At 74.3% G+C, this 14,755-nt stretch carries 10 protein-coding genes and 1 tRNA gene; 10 read left to right on the top strand and 1 reads right to left on the bottom strand.

Going from position 1 to position 14,755, the window contains the following annotated elements:
- The first annotated feature begins 94 nt into the window (after positions 1-94).
- From AB0946_RS04110 to AB0946_RS04075, 8 genes are all read left to right on the top strand, one after another.
- Positions 95-1,720 carry a beta-N-acetylhexosaminidase gene (locus tag AB0946_RS04110; RefSeq protein WP_366759141.1) on the top strand — a complete coding sequence of 542 codons (1,626 nt, stop codon included), beginning with the start codon at positions 95-97 and terminating at the stop codon, positions 1,718-1,720.
- 249 nt (positions 1,721-1,969) lie between these two features.
- A complete protein-coding gene (locus AB0946_RS04105) occupies positions 1,970-2,863 on the top strand; it encodes an FAD binding domain-containing protein (RefSeq protein ID WP_366759053.1) in 894 nt (297 codons plus the stop codon).
- Positions 2,860-4,851, top strand: coding sequence for a 2Fe-2S iron-sulfur cluster-binding protein (locus tag AB0946_RS04100; protein WP_366759052.1), 1,992 nt, complete (start codon positions 2,860-2,862; stop codon positions 4,849-4,851). Before AB0946_RS04105 ends, AB0946_RS04100 begins: the two co-directional genes overlap by 4 nt.
- Positions 4,848-7,157 carry a molybdopterin cofactor-binding domain-containing protein gene (locus tag AB0946_RS04095; RefSeq protein WP_366759051.1) on the top strand — a complete coding sequence of 770 codons (2,310 nt, stop codon included), beginning with the start codon at positions 4,848-4,850 and terminating at the stop codon, positions 7,155-7,157. Before AB0946_RS04100 ends, AB0946_RS04095 begins: the two co-directional genes overlap by 4 nt.
- Positions 7,154-7,282 (top strand): hypothetical protein, encoded by a 129-nt coding sequence (locus AB0946_RS04090; protein ID WP_366759050.1) that lies wholly within the window; start codon positions 7,154-7,156, stop codon positions 7,280-7,282. The genes AB0946_RS04095 and AB0946_RS04090 overlap by 4 nt, the downstream gene beginning before the upstream one ends.
- Positions 7,283-7,308: 26 nt before the next feature.
- Complete coding sequence (locus AB0946_RS04085) at positions 7,309-7,863, top strand: AAA family ATPase (RefSeq protein ID WP_366759049.1); 555 nt, start codon at positions 7,309-7,311, stop codon at positions 7,861-7,863.
- Positions 7,864-7,991: 128 nt separating this feature from the next.
- Positions 7,992-9,149, top strand: coding sequence for an SUKH-4 family immunity protein (locus AB0946_RS04080; protein WP_366759048.1), 1,158 nt, complete (start codon positions 7,992-7,994; stop codon positions 9,147-9,149).
- Between the two features lie 207 nt (positions 9,150-9,356).
- Entirely contained in the window at positions 9,357-10,628 is a 1,272-nt protein-coding gene (locus AB0946_RS04075) for a hypothetical protein (protein ID WP_366759047.1), read from the top strand.
- A 163-nt stretch (positions 10,629-10,791) separates the two neighbouring features.
- Here the strand turns inward: AB0946_RS04075 and AB0946_RS04070 are convergent.
- Positions 10,792-10,863: transfer RNA gene (locus AB0946_RS04070), tRNA-Cys, on the bottom strand.
- 177 nt (positions 10,864-11,040) lie between these two features.
- Here AB0946_RS04070 and AB0946_RS04065 point away from each other — a divergent pair.
- Both AB0946_RS04065 and AB0946_RS04060 read left to right on the top strand, forming a co-directional pair.
- On the top strand, positions 11,041-12,486 hold the full coding sequence (locus AB0946_RS04065) for an MFS transporter (RefSeq protein ID WP_366759046.1): 1,446 nt from the start codon (positions 11,041-11,043) through the stop codon (positions 12,484-12,486).
- Between the two features lie 272 nt (positions 12,487-12,758).
- On the top strand, positions 12,759-14,558 hold the full coding sequence (locus AB0946_RS04060; RefSeq protein ID WP_366759045.1) for a DEAD/DEAH box helicase: 1,800 nt from the start codon (positions 12,759-12,761) through the stop codon (positions 14,556-14,558).
- The last annotated feature ends 197 nt before the right edge of the window (positions 14,559-14,755 follow it).

Genomic DNA, 14,755 nt, shown 5'->3' with positions numbered 1-14,755 from the left:
CCTAGCCTTCGGGGCGACGGAAGTACGGGTGGAGCGGGGCGGCAGGAGCGTTGCGTGAGGCGCGACGCCGGGAGGGGCTGATGTCGTGGAACTGATTCCGGCGCCGCGCGCGATCCAGGACCGGCAGGGGTCCGCCGTACCCTTCGGGCCCGGCACCACGCTGTGGGCCGGTGAGGGCACCGAGCGCACCGAACGCTGGCTGCGCGCCACCCTCGGCGCGGCCCTGGGCCTGCCGCTGCGTCCCGGGCCCCGGGACGCCCGCGACGGCGTACGGCTGCTGCTGGACGACGCGCTGGAACCGGAGGCGTACCGGCTCACCGCCGGCGACGGGGGCGTGGAGATCCGCGGCGGCGGGCCCGCCGGCGTGTTCTGGGGCGCGCAGACCCTGCGCCAGCTGCTCGGCCCCGACGCCTTCCGGCGCGCCCCGGTGCGCCCGGACACCGCCCCCGCCGTCCCGTACCAGGTCATCGAGGACGCCCCCCGGTTCCGCTGGCGCGGGCTGCTCCTCGACGTCGCCCGGCACTTCATGCCCAAGGAGGGCGTGCTGCGCTACCTGGACCTGATGGCCGCGCACAAACTCAACGTCCTGCACCTGCACCTGACGGACGACCAGGGCTGGCGCATCGAGATCAAGCGCTATCCGCGGCTGACCGAGATCGCCTCCTGGCGCACGCGGACGAAGTTCGGCCACCGGGCCTCACCGCTGTGGGAGGAGAAGCCCCACGGCGGCTACTACACCCAGGACGACATCCGCGAGATCGTCGCCTACGCCGCCGAGCGGCACATCGGCGTCGTCCCCGAGATCGACGTGCCCGGCCACTCGCAGGCCGCCATCGCCGCGTACCCCGAACTCGGCAACACCGACGTCATCGACACCACCGCCCTTGCCGTCTGGGACAACTGGGGCATCTCGTCCAACATCCTGGCCCCGACCGACGCCACCCTGCGGTTCTACGAGGGGGTGTTCGAGGAGGTCCTGGAGCTGTTCCCCGCGGACGCCGCCGCGTTCTCGGAGTTCGTCCACGTCGGCGGCGACGAGTGCCGCAAGGAGCAGTGGACCGAGTCCGTCACCGCCAAGACGCGGATCACGGACCTCGGCCTCGCCGACGAGAACGAGTTGCAGTCCTGGTTCATCGGGCACTTCGACGCCTGGCTCGCCGCGCGCGGGCGCCGCCTCATCGGCTGGGACGAGATCCTGGAGGGCGGCCTCGCGCCCGGCGCCGCCGTCTCCTCCTGGCGCGGCTACGGCGGCGGCGTCGCCGCCGCGCGGGCCGGCCACGACGTGGTGATGTGCCCCGAGCAGTACGTGTACCTGGACCACCGTCAGGCCCCGGGCGAGGACGAGCCCGTGCCGATCGGCTTCGTGCGCACCCTGGAGGACGTCTACCGCTTTGAGCCCGTGCCGGACGGGCTCACCGGCGAGGAGGCCCGGCACGTGCTGGGCACCCAGGCCAACGTGTGGACCGAGGTGCTGGAGGACACGGCGCGCGTGGACTACCAGGCCTTCCCCCGGCTCGCCGCCTTCGCCGAGGTCGCCTGGAGCCCGCTGCCGGCCCCCGCGGACCGGGACTACGCCGGCTTCGAACGCCGGATGGCCGCCCACTACCGGCGACTTGACGCCCTCGGCGTCGCCTACCGGCCGCCGGCCGGACCCCGCCCGTGGCAGAAGCGCCCCGGCGTGCCCGGCCGCCCGATCGAGGGGCCGCCCCCGAACAGGTGACAGTGCGGGGCCGGCCCGGACGGGCAAGGAAAAACCCCGGCAGCACCACCGAAGAGTGGCAATCCGTGCACACCGGCGATGCCGTGCGAAAACGGCCACCTCCCTGGTGGGGTGGGCGAATGCCTCCTGACGGACCCCTGCGTCCGGGCGTCGCGAAGATGTGCCAGAGTTGCGTCGTCCGCCCTGTCAGCACGTACCGTACGGCAGCACAGGCGGGACCAGGTGGGGCAGCGGGAAGGGGCAGCCGGTTTGACCACGCACGCACCGCAGGCGGCGCAGGCCGTCACCTTGCCCACGACACTGGACGAGGCCGTGGCGGCCCTGGCCGCCATGCCCACCGCCGTCCCCGTCGCGGGCGGCACCGACCTGATGGCCGCCGTCAACTCCGGCCAGCTCAGGCCGGCCGCGCTGGTGGGCCTCGGCCGGATCAGCGAAATCCGCGGCTGGCAGTACCAGGACGGCCACGCGCTGCTCGGCGCGGGCCTCACGCACGCGCGCATGGGCCGCCCCGACTTCGCGGCCCTGATCCCGGCGCTCGCCGCCGCCGCGCGCGCCGCGGGCCCGCCGCACATCCGCAACGCGGGCACCCTGGGCGGCAACATCGCCTCCGCCGCCCCCACCGGGGACGCGCTGCCGGTGCTGGCCGCCCTGGAAGCGACCCTGATCATCGCGGGCCCGGGCGGAGCCCGCCGGGAGATCCCGGTGTCGCACCTGCTGGCCGGCGTGGAGATGCTGCGCGGCGGCGAACTCATCGGCTACGTGCGCGTACCGCTGCTGCACGCCCCGCAGGTCTTCCTGAAGGCGACCGGACGCACCGGCCCGGGCCGCGCGCTCGCCTCCGTGGCGCTCGTCCTCGACCCGGCCCGGCGCGGTGTGCGCTGCGCCGTCGGAGCCATAGCGCCGATGCCGCTGCGGCCGCTGGAGGCCGAGCAGTGGGTCGCCCAGCTGATCGACTGGGACAACGACCGCGCGCTCGTCCCGGAGGCCCTGCACGCCTTCGGCGAGTACGTCGCCGCGGCCTGCATCCCGGACCCGGCCCCCGAGCCCGACGGCTCGGTGGCCCCGCTTCCGCCCGCCGTACTGCACCTGCGGCGCACCGTCGCCGCGCTGGCCCGACGAGCACTGGGGAGGGCGCTGTCGTGACCGACGACCAGCACGGACAGGGCACGCCCCAGGGCGGCGGACGCTGGAACCCGCTGCCCCAGGGCGACTACGACGACGGCGCCACCGCCTTCGTCGAACTCCCCGAGGGCGGCATCGACGCCCTGCTGTCCGGCGACAGCCCGCTGGCCGCGCCCGGACACGGCTACGTGCCGCCGCGGATCACGGCCACGCACACCGACGGCACCCCGGGCGGCTGGCCCGCGCCCGACGGCGGCGGCCCGTGGCCCGACCCGAACGCCACCCCGGCCCCGCCGCACGCCGCGGACGACCGGTTCACCTACCAGCCCGCCGCCACCCAGCACTGGACCTTCGAGGAGCCGGCGGCACCGGCCGCCCCGGGGCACGACGTCACCGGGCAGTGGTCCATCCCCGTCGCCGGGGGCGACCTCCCCGACGAGTCGGGCGAGTTCACCACGTCCTCGCTGGTCGAGCAGTGGGGCGCCGCACCGCCCACGCTGCCCGGCGGCGCGCCGGCCCCCTGGGCGACGGACGGCACGGGCCACGCGTACCCCCCCGGGGCCGAGCCGGTGGACGCCCCGGCGCCCGGCGCCCCGGACGCGTACGGCGTGGACGACGGGCACGGGACGGAGCAGGCGTACGGCACCGAGGGGGCGTACGGCTCGCAGAACGGGTACGGCGCCGCGGAGGCGTACGTTCCGCAGGACGGGTACGAACACGGTCCCGGCGGTCAGGCGCCAGGCGGCCACGCCGGAGCCGGTCGTCACGAGCACGGCCACGACGGAGCCGGTCACCCGGACCCCGGTCACGTGCACGCCGGTCACGACGAGGGCGGCCACGACGGAGCCGGCGGCCAGGACGCCGGTCACGCCGGCGCCCCCGGTGCCGGCACGCCCGGTGCCACGGCCGCTCCCCCCGCGCCCGCCGAAGCGGATCGGCCGGCGCACGAGCCGGCCGAGCCCGCCACGGCGCCGGAAGGTGGCCCCCAGGGCGCCGCCGAGGCCCCTGAACGCCCCGCTGACGCCCCGGCGGACCCTGAGGGCCCCGCGGGCCCGCCGGCCGCGCCGGAGCCCGCCACGGCGCCGGACACGGACGACCCCGAGGCACCGGCGGACGCGGCCGGCCCCGCGGACCCCGGCACTCCCGACTCCCCGCCGGAAGCCGGAGCCGAGGGTGCCGTCGACGCGCCCGCGCCGGACACCCCCGCCGAAGGCACCGCGGCCGCGGAGGACGCCGAGGGGGCCGCCGTACCGCTTCCGCCGCACGACGACCACCCGCTCGCCTCCTACGTCCTGCGCGTCAACGGCACCGACCGCCCGGTCACCGACGCCTGGATCGGCGAGTCCCTGCTGTACGTGCTGCGCGAGCGGCTCGGCCTGGCGGGCGCCAAGGACGGCTGCTCGCAGGGCGAGTGCGGCGCCTGCAACGTGCAGGTCGACGGCCGTCTGGTGGCCTCCTGCCTGGTCCCGGCGGTCACCGCGGCCGGCAGCGAGGTGCGCACGGTCGAGGGACTGGCCGAGGACGGCCGGCCCTCCGACGTACAGCGCGCGCTCGCCCGCTGCGGAGCCGTGCAGTGCGGTTTCTGCGTGCCCGGCATGGCGATGACCGTGCACGACCTGCTGGAGGGCAACCCCGCGCCGACCGAGCTGGAGACCCGGCAGGCCCTGTGCGGCAACCTGTGCCGGTGCTCGGGCTACCGGGGCGTCCTGGAGGCCGTCAAGGAGGTCGTCGCCGAGCGGGAGGCGGCCCACGCCGGCCCCGGGACGGACACGGACGAGGCCCGCATCCCGCACCAGGCGGGCCCCGGCTCCGGCGGCGTCCACCCGTCGGCGTTCGAGGCTCCCGGCGCGTTCGACCCCCCGCGGCGACAGGACACGCACGCAACGCCCGAGGCGTACGACACGCCCGACGCGTACGGCGGACCGGACCCGTACGGCACACCCGACCCGTACGGCACGCCGCCGGGACAGCACGAGCAGCACTACGGCCAGGACGGAGGCCAGGCGTGAGCAACGAAGCCGGCACCGCGACCACCGCCGCGGAACCCGCCCCCCTGGCCGAGGAGCCGCCGCACGGCCTCGGCGCCTCCCTGCCGCACGCCGACGCCCGCGCCAAGACCGAGGGCACCTTCCCGTACGCGGCCGACCTGTGGGCCGAGGGCCTGCTGTGGGCGGCCGTGCTGCGCTCCCCGCACGCGCACGCGCGCATCGTCTCCATCGACACCACCCACGCGCGCGAGATGCCCGGCGTCCGCGCGGTCGTCACCCACGAGGACGTGCCCGGCACCCCGCGCCACGGCCGGGGCACGCCCGACCGGCCGGTGTTCGCCTCCGAGGTCGTGCGCCACCACGGCGAGCCCATCGCGGCCGTGGCCGCCGACCACCCGGACACCGCGCGGATGGCCGCCGCCGCCGTCATCGTCGAGTACGAGGTGCTGGACCCGGTCACCGACCCGGAACAGGCCTTCGAGGCCGAGCCGTTGCACCCCGACGGCAACCTGATCCGGCACATCCCGCTGCACCACGGCGACCCGGAGGCGGCCGGCGAGGTGGTGGTCGAGGGCCTGTACCGCATCGGCCGCCAGGACCCGGCCCCGATCGGCGCCGAGGCCGGTCTCGCCGTACCGCGTCCGGACGGCGGGGTGGAGCTGTACCTGGCCTCCACCGACCCGCACACCGACCGCAACACCGCCGCCGCCTGCTACGGCCTGTCCCCCGACCGGGTGAAGATCGTCGTCACCGGGGTGCCCGGCGCCACGGCCGACCGCGAGGACCAGGGCTTCCAGCTCCCGCTCGGCCTGCTCGCCCTGAAGACCGGCTGCCCGGTGAAGCTGACGGCGACCCGCGAGGAGTCCTTCCTCGGCCACGCCCACCGGCACCCGACGCTGCTGCGCTACCGCCACCACGCCGACGCCGAGGGCAGGCTGGTGAAGGTCGAGGCGCAGATCCTGCTGGACGCGGGCGCGTACGCCGACACGTCCTCCGACGCCCTGGCCGCCGCCGTGTCCTTCGCGTGCGGCCCGTACGTCGTCCCCAACGCCTTCATCGAGGGCTGGGCCGTCCGCACCAACAACCCGCCCTCCGGCCACGTGCGCGGCGAGGGCGCCATGCAGGTGTGCGCCGCCTACGAGGCGCAGATGGACAAGCTGGCGAAGAAGCTGGGCCTCGACCCGGCCGAACTGCGCCTGCGCAACGCCCTCGCCACCGGTGACGTCCTCCCGATCGGCCAGACCGTGACCTGCCCGGCCCCGGTCGCCGAACTCCTCCAGGCGGTCCGGGACTTCCCGCTCCCGGCGCTGCCCAAGGACACCCCCGAGGAGGAGTGGCTGCTGCCCGGCGGTCCCGAGGGCGCGGGCGAGCCCGGCGCGGTCCGCCGGGGCGTCGGCTACGGCCTGGGCATGGTGCACATGCTCGGCGCGGAGGGCGCCGACGAGGTGTCGACCGCGACGGTCAAGGTCCACGACGGCATCGCGACCGTGCTGTGCGCGGCCGTGGAGACCGGCCAGGGCTTCACCACCCTGGCCCGGCAGATCGTCCAGGAGACCCTCGGCGTGGAGGAGGTCCACGTTGCCCCCGTCGACACCGACCAGCCGCCGGCCGGCGCGGGCTGCCGGGGCCGGCACACCTGGGTGTCCGGCGGCGCGGTGGAGCGGGCGGCCAAGATGGTCCGCACGCAGCTCCTCCAGCCCCTGGCGCACAAGTTCGGCATGTCCACCGAACTGCTCCAGATCACGGACGGCAAGATCACCTCGTACGACGGCGTGCTGTCGACCACCGTCGCGGAGGCGATGGAGGGCAAGGAGCTGTGGGCCACCGCCCAGTGCCGCCCGCATCCGACCGAGCCCCTGGACGCCTCCGGCCAGGGCGACGCCTTCGTGGGCCTCGCCTTCTGCGCGATCCGCGCGGTGGTGGACGTCGACGTCGAGCTGGGTTCGGTCCGGGTCGTGGAGCTGGCGGTCGCCCAGGACGTGGGCCGGGTGCTCAACCCGGCACAGCTGGCCGCGCGCATCGAGGCGGGCGTCACCCAGGGCGTGGGCATCGCCCTCACCGAGAACCTCCGCACGCCCCGCGGCCTCGTCCGCCATCCCGACCTGACCGGCTACGCCCTGCCGACCGCCCTGGACGCCCCCGACATCCGGATCGTGAAACTGGTGGAGGAGCGGGACGTGGTGGCACCCTTCGGCGCCAAGTCCGTCAGCGCGGTGCCGGTGGTGACGGCCCCGGCGGCCATCGCCTCCGCCGTCCGCGCCGCCACCGGCCGCCCGGTCAACCGCCTCCCGATCCGCCCGCAGGCGGCGGTGGTGACGGACCGGTGAGCACACCGCCGCCCGGAGAGCCGCGCTACGAACCCGCGCCCGGCGTGGGCAAGTTGTTCCTGTGGATCCTGCTGTTCGTGGTCGCGGCACTGGCCGTGGTCCTGGGCGGGATCTACTTCACCTGAGGGACCTGCCCGACGGACGCGGCCTGATGGACGGTGTGGTGCTGGTCACCGGGGTGATGGCGGCGGGCAAGTCGACGGTCGCCCAGCGCCTGGCGGAGGCGCTGCCGCGCGCCGCGCACGTCCGGGGCGACGCGTTCCGCCGGATGATCGTGTCGGGGCGGGCGGAGTACGGTCCGGGGAACCACGGGGAGCAAGCGGCCGGGGCGGGCGCGGAGGCCGTGGCCCAACTGCGGCTGCGGTACCGGCTGTCGGCGGCGACGGCGGACGGGTACGCGGCGGCGGGCTTCACCGCGGTGGTGCAGGACGTCGTCCTGGGCGAGCACCTGCGGGCGTACGTCGGCCTGGTCCGCACCCGCCCCCTGCACGTGGTGGTCCTCGCGCCCGGTGCGGCGCAGGTCGCGGCCCGCGAGGCGGGCCGGGCGAAGACCGGATACGGCGGCGGGTGGACCGTGACCGCCCTGGACGAGGAACTGCGCCTGCGCACCCCGCGCATCGGCCTCTGGCTGGACACGTCCGGCTGGACGCCGCAGGAGACGGTGGAGGCGATTCTCGCGGACGCGCAACGGGCGCGGGTCGCCTGACGTCCTTCCTCACGAGGGTCGTTGTCAGTGGGGCGGCGTAGTGTGCTGAGCGATGGGGGCACCTGCCCGGAGGCCGCGTACGACGGGGTACGCGCGCCTGCCACGCACAGGGAGATCGCGGGGGAGCGATGAGCACGACGGACGCCGAAGTTCCGGCGATCACGCTGACCGAGGCGGAGCTGGACCGCTATGTCACGCACCCGCCGACGCGCGGCCTCCTCACGGGCGCCGGACTGCCCGCGCAGACCACCCTGCTGACCTTCTCCCCGCTGCGCACGCACGGCCTGCGCACCCTCGCCGACGCGGCCGACAGCCCCTTCCACCTGGCGGAGGAGCTGCGCGGCCGGCTGGTCATCGGCGAACTGCTCACCCCGGCCGGCCTGGAGCGCCGGTCGATCCTGCTCGACGGCGCCACCGGCGAGCTGACGACGGCGTACCTCTTCGACCCGTCCCACCCGAGTCCCTTCGCGCCCTCCCTGAACACGCTGCTGCGCTTCGCCGCGGTCACCGAGGAACTGGCGGGGCTGCGCGGCCGGTTCGCCTCCCTGGCGGGCCAGTACGGCCCCGGGACCGTCACCGAGGCCTCCCGCCGCCTGCTCACCCTCTTCGAGGAGGGCACGGGCGGCGAGGTCCCGCCGTACTGGAAGGCGGCGGCCCTGATCCGCCCGCTCTCCCTCATCGCCGGCCCCGGCACGGCGTCGGGCCTCACCCTGGACGTCCCCGCGCGCGTCCTGGACCAGCAGTTCGGGCACGGCAGGGTGGTCCGCTTCGAGGAGGTCGACTTCCCGAAGACGCTCACCCACGAGCCGACCCGCCGTTTCCTGCGTGAGACGGGTCTGCCGGAGAAGGCGGTCCTCTTCCACGCCGACACGGACGTCCCGCTCCCCACGCTCCGCGAGTACTTCACCCAGGAACGCCCCGAGTACCCCCTCGCCGAGCTCCCGGCCCACTGCGACCACCTGATCCGTCTCGGCCACCTCCTGGAGGACACCAGCCTGGTGGTGGACGGCCGAACGGGCGCGGTCCTCACCTTCAGCGAGCCCGAGGCGGCCCTCCACCCCCTCAACAGCGACGTCTCCACCCTGGCCTGCACCCTGTGGCTCATCCACCACGAGCGCACGATCGACGCCCACCTGGGCCACGAACTGTCCACCCACGCCTACGACCACCTGGTCGCCCTGATGATCCACACCCTCCACTCGATCGACCCGACGGGCACCGCACCGGAAACGACCTGGCACTACTGGACGAACCTCTTCCAGGACGAGGCGGGCGGGGTGTTCTGAGCCGGCCCCCCGGCGGTCCGTCCGGAGGGTCTGTCCGGATTGCGGCGGTGTGGGTACGGCGTGACACTTGTGGCGGCGGTTGCGTCCTGCGACACATGGGGCCGGTGAGCGGCCCGCGCGGGCTGCTGATGCCCCACCGCGCGTGTCGTCCACCGCGGGGGCGCTCCCTGTCCGCCGTTCCCGTTCCCCATGGACGGAGGGGCTCCCATGAAGCCTGCCCTCTGGCGGACCCTGAAGGCATCCACGCTGGCATGGCTGGGGCTGGTCACCGTACTGGTGGCGCCCTCGGCCGCCACCGGCACCTCCGCTCAGGCCCGGGCGAGTGCGGCAGTGTCCGACGTCTCCTGCGCCTGGCCCGCCGTCGTCCGGCCCGGCAGGCTCAATCTCGCCTTCCCCGAGACCAACGCCACGTACTGGATCATGCCCTACCGGCTGGGCCAGGGAGACCGCATCGTGGTGGACGGCACCTATCCCTCGGCCCGGTTCACCTCGCTGACGTCCTACGACGCCAAGGGCTCACCCGTCGACTCCCTCGCCGACCACCAGATCGCCCCGCGCGCCGGCAGCAAGAACCCGTTCGCCGTCCCGGACGCGGGGACGGACCCGGCGCGGCACCGCTACCGGGTCACGCTCGAACCGGGCATCGCGGCCGGTTCCGCCGGCAACACGCTGGCCGCCACCGCGAAGAGCGCCGGGTCGGGAGCGGGGTGGCTGGTGCTGAGGATCTACGTGCCGGACAAGCAGTCCGACCCGACGGGCGGAGTACCGCTGCCGTCGCTGACGAGGCAGCGGCAGGGCGGCAGTCCCCAGTCCGTCCCGACCTGCCCGCGGGCCGGCGACACCGAGGGCCCGACGGGCCCGGCGGCCACCGAACTGCGGGAGCTGGTGAAGAAGTACGCGCCGCCCGGTGACCTGGTGAGCTGCGGGAAGTCCACGGCGAGCGCCCCGTCCTTCGCGGTCCCGAACAAGACCGCCGGGCTTTTCCCCAACCCGTACAACAAGTACCTGTGCACGCCGCTGGAGTACAAGCCGGGCCGCATCGCCGTCATCCGCGGCAAGGCGCCCACCTTCCCCGACACCGTCAACGGCCAGTCGGTACTGACGACGGCCCAGCTCCGGTACTGGTCGCTCTGCCAGAACCAGATCCGGATCCCCTACCCGGTCAGCGCCTGCGCCGGGGACTTCCAGACGGCCGTGGGCAAGGACGGGCGCTACACCTACGTGGTCTCCACCGCGCAGGACCGCCCCGCCAACGCGAAGACGACGAACGGCGTCACCTGGATCGACTGGGGCCCCACCGACGTCACCAGCGTGCTGCTGCTGCGCAACATGCTCCCGGCGCGGGACTTCCACAACGCGGTGCAGGACACCAGGAAGGGCGAGAACCCGGCACCTGTGATGGGGGCGTACTACCCGGAGATCACGTACTGCACCAAGGAATCCTTCACCAAGAACGGCCCAGCCACCTGCCGGGCCTGAGCCGACGGCAGCCACGTCACTCGCTTTACGGCATACGGGGCCTCACGCGGAACCGTGCGGCGCGCTCTCGCATCGCTTGAACGAAGGGTACTGAGACGAACGAAACGACGGGGCGGCCCCCGCGAGGGGGCCGCCCCGTCGTTCTGTCTGGTCAAGGCATCAGAGGCCGTGGCGGGAATCGAACCCACGTAACTCGCTTTGCAGGCGAGTCCCTAAACCACTCGGGCACACGGCCGTGTTCGTGAGAAGAACGTACGGGGCGGGCCGTGAGGGGCTCAAGGGGAGTGGGGGCGCTGCAACGGGACTGCCATACGCCGTTCATGAAGCGGGGCGGGACGTACGACCAACGGCCTAGCGGGGGTCGGACTCCTGACAGGGGCCAAACTCGGTTGTGGGCCTTACTCTGTCGCACATGAGTGCCCTTGGATCCCGTGAGCCCGATGTCCTCGATCCGCCCGCCGAGCAGGACGGCGGTGTGCTGAGCAGGGCGTACCGGGCGCTGAGTGTCGGGATCGTGTCCGTCGTGGTGCTCATCGCGTTCGAGGCGACGGCCGTGGGGACCGCCATGCCGGTCGCCGCGCGGGAGCTGGACGGACTGGCGCTGTACGCGTTCGCCTTCTCCGGGTACTTCACCACCAGTCTGTTCGGGATGGTGCTCGCCGGGCAGTGGTCGGACCGGCGGGGCCCGCTCGGGGCGCTGACGACCGGCATCGCGGCCTTCGCGGCGGGGCTCGTCGTCGCCGGGACCGCGCAGGTCATGTGGATGTTCATCCTGGGCCGGGCCGTGCAGGGGCTCGGCGGCGGGCTGGTCATCGTCGCGTTGTACGTCGTCGTGGGACGCGCCTATCCGGAGCGGCTGCGACCGGCGATCATGGCCTCCTTCGCCGCCGGCTGGGTCGTCCCCTCGATCGTCGGCCCCCTCGCCTCCGGCGCCGTCACCGAGCACCTCGGCTGGCGCTGGGTCTTCCTCGGCATCCCGGTCCTCGTCGTGTTCCCGCTCGCCCTCGCCCTGCCTCAGATACGGCGGCGGGCGGCCGGCCCGGTGGACGCGGAGGCCGGCGCCGGCTCCTTCGACCGGCGGCGGATCCGGCTCGCGCTCGGGATCTCCCTGGGCGCCGGGCTGCTCCAGTACGCCGCCCAGGACCTGCGGCCCCTCGCCCTGCTCCCGGGACTGGCCGGAGCGGCCCTGCTGGTGCCCGCCGTGCTCGGACTGCTGCCCCACGGCACCTACCGGGCCGCCCGCGGCCTGCCCTGCGTCGTGCTGCTGCGCGGGCTGGCCGCGGGGTCCTTCATCGCCGCCGAGTCCTTCGTGCCGCTGATGCTGGTCACCCAGCGCGGGCTGTCCCCGACGCTCGCCGGGTTCTCGCTGGCGGCCGGCGGCGGGACGTGGGCGCTGGGCTCGTTCGTGCAGTCCCGGCCGCGCCTGGCGCGGTACCGGGAGCGGCTGATGACCGTGGGCATGGTGCTGGTCGCCGTCGCGATCGTCACCGCGCCGAGCGTGCTCCTGCACTCCGTGCCCGTGTGGACCGTGGCCGTCGCCTGGGGGATCGGCTGCTTCGGAATGGGCCTGGTGATCTCCTCCACCAGTGTGCTGCTGCTGCAGCTGTCCGCCCCGGAGGAGGCCGGTGCCAACTCCGCCGCGCTCCAGATCTCCGACGCCCTGTCCAACGTCGTCCTCCTGGCGGCCACCGGTGCGGCCTTCGCGGCGCTGGGCGGCGGGAGCACCGCGGCCACCACGGGGTCCGGTGGCGGGCATCCCGCAGCCTTCGCCGCCGTCTTTCTGCCGATGGCGGCGGTGGCGGTGGCGGGAGCCTGGGTGACCACACGGCTGCGGGAGCGGCCGGCGCCGGCGCGGTGACGAAGGTGGGAGACGGTGGTGGGGGGCGGTGGCGGGCTGGTGACAGCGGTGGGCGGTGAGCACGGCGGGCGGAGCGCCGACGGGTGAGTGCCGGAGGGTGAGTGCGGCGGGGTGCGGTGACCGCGGCGGGGCGCGGGCGTGGGGCCGGCGGGGCCGTTGTGACGTCGCTCCCACCCGCGGGCGAGGCGGGGCCGTCCGCGCGTTGAGCGGAGGGCGGCGCCGGTAGGGTGGCCCGGTTGTCATACGTAGCCGCCCTACCCCGCTCGGAGACCGTGACTACCACCGCCGCCTCGTCCGCCTCCTCCCACCACCTCTCGCCCGCCTTCCCGGGCCGGGCCCCCTGGGGTACCGCCAGCAAGCTGCGCGCCTGGCAGCAGGGGGCGATGGAGAAGTACATCCAGGAGCAGCCGCGTGACTTCCTCGCCGTCGCCACGCCCGGCGCCGGCAAGACGACCTTCGCCCTGACGCTGGCCTCCTGGCTGCTGCACCACCACGTCGTACAGCAGGTGACCGTGGTCGCGCCGACCGAGCACCTGAAGAAGCAGTGGGCCGAGGCCGCGGGCCGGATAGGGATCAAGCTCGACCCCGAGTACAGTGCCGGCCCCCTCGGCAGGGAGTACGACGGCGTGGCCGTGACGTACGCCGGTGTCGGCGTGCGCCCGATGCTGCACCGCAACCGGGTCGAGCAGCGCAAGACCCTGGTGATCCTGGACGAGATCCACCACGCCGGCGACTCCAAGTCCTGGGGCGAGGCCTGTCTGGAGGCGTTCGAACCGGCGACGCGGCGCCTGGCGCTGACCGGTACGCCGTTCCGGTCCGACACCAACCCCATCCCCTTCGTGACCTACGAGGAGGGGGCGGACGGGATCCGGCGGTCCGCCGCCGACTACACGTACGGCTACGGGTCGGCGCTGTCGGACGGGGTCGTCCGGCCGGTGATCTTCCTCTCCTACAGCGGGAACATGCGCTGGCGGACCAAGGCCGGCGACGAGGTCGCCGCGCGGCTCGGCGAGCCGATGACCAAGGACGCGATCAGCCAGGCCTGGCGTACGGCCCTCGACCCGCGCGGCGACTGGATGCCGAGCGTGCTGCGCGCCGCCGACCAGCGGCTGACCGAGGTCCGCAAGGCCATCCCGGACGCGGGCGCGCTCGTCATCGCCTCCGACCAGGACTCCGCGCGCGCGTACGCCAAGCTCATCCGGGAGATCACCGGGACGAAGGCGACGCTCGTCCTCTCGGACGACGCCGGCGCCTCGAAGCGGATCGACGAGTTCAGCGCGAGCGACGAACGGTGGATGGTCGCCGTGCGGATGGTGTCCGAGGGCGTCGACGTCCCGCGGCTCGCGGTGGGTGTGTACGCGACGACCATCTCGACGCCGTTGTTCTTCGCGCAGGCCGTCGGGCGCTTCGTACGGTCCCGGCGGCGCGGCGAGACCGCGTCCGTGTTCCTGCCGACCGTGCCCGACCTGCTGACCTTCGCCAACGAGATGGAGAAGGAGCGGGACCACGCCCTCGACAAGCCGAAGAAGGAGGGCGAGGAGGACCCGTACGCCGAATCCGAGAAGGAGATGGAGGAGGCGAACAAGCAGCAGGACGAGGACACCGGCGAACAGGACATGCTGCCGTTCGAGGCGCTGGAGTCCGACGCGGTGTTCGACCGGGTGCTGTACGACGGCGCCGAGTTCGGCATGCAGGCGCACCCCGGGAGCGAGGAGGAGCAGGACTACCTGGGGATTCCGGGGCTGCTGGAGCCCGAGCAGGTGCAGTTGCTGCTGCAGAAGCGGCAGGCCCGGCAGATCGCGCACAGCCGCAAGAGGCCGGACACCGAGGCCGACCTGCTGGAACTGCCGGCCGAGCGGCGGCCCGTGGTCACGCACAAGGAGCTGATGGAGCTGCGCAAGCAGCTCAACACGCTGGTCGGCGCGTACGTCCACCAGAGCGGGAAGCCGCACGGGGTGATCCACACCGAGCTGCGGCGGGTGTGCGGGGGGCCGCCGAGCGCGGAGGCCACGGCGGGGCAGCTGCGGCAGCGGATCGAGAAGGTGCGGGAGTGGGCTACGCGCATGCGGTGACGCTGCGCTGGGCTTGGGTGGGTTTTCGCCCACCCGCCCACCCGACTCGGTCCGCCGAGAAGGCACCGCCCAGGGGCTCCGCCCCGGACCCCGGGGCTGGGTGGCTCGGGTGGGTGAGGGGGTGCCGCGCGGGGGTGCTCCGGGCCCCGGGAGGGTGGGGGGCTCGGTCCGTGCCCCGGAGGGCACCGCCCAGGGGC

It is taken from the genome of Streptomyces sp. NPDC046870 (assembly GCF_040704595.1).
Classification (GTDB): domain Bacteria; phylum Actinomycetota; class Actinomycetes; order Streptomycetales; family Streptomycetaceae; genus Streptomyces; species Streptomyces argyrophylli.
Note: the sequence above shows the minus strand (reverse complement) of the source record. Positions and strands in the feature narration are given on the sequence as shown.

What these genes read in the sequence shown, in the direction of transcription:
- AB0946_RS04085 (WP_366759049.1), top strand. Translation starts at nt 7,309, where the DNA reads ATGGACGGTGTGGTGCTGGTCACCGGGGTGATGGCGGCGGGCAAGTCG.
- AB0946_RS04065 (WP_366759046.1), top strand. Translation starts at nt 11,041, where the DNA reads ATGAGTGCCCTTGGATCCCGTGAGCCCGATGTCCTCGATCCGCCCGCC.
- AB0946_RS04080 (WP_366759048.1), top strand. Translation starts at nt 7,992, where the DNA reads ATGAGCACGACGGACGCCGAAGTTCCGGCGATCACGCTGACCGAGGCG.
- AB0946_RS04075 (WP_366759047.1), top strand. Translation starts at nt 9,357, where the DNA reads ATGAAGCCTGCCCTCTGGCGGACCCTGAAGGCATCCACGCTGGCATGG.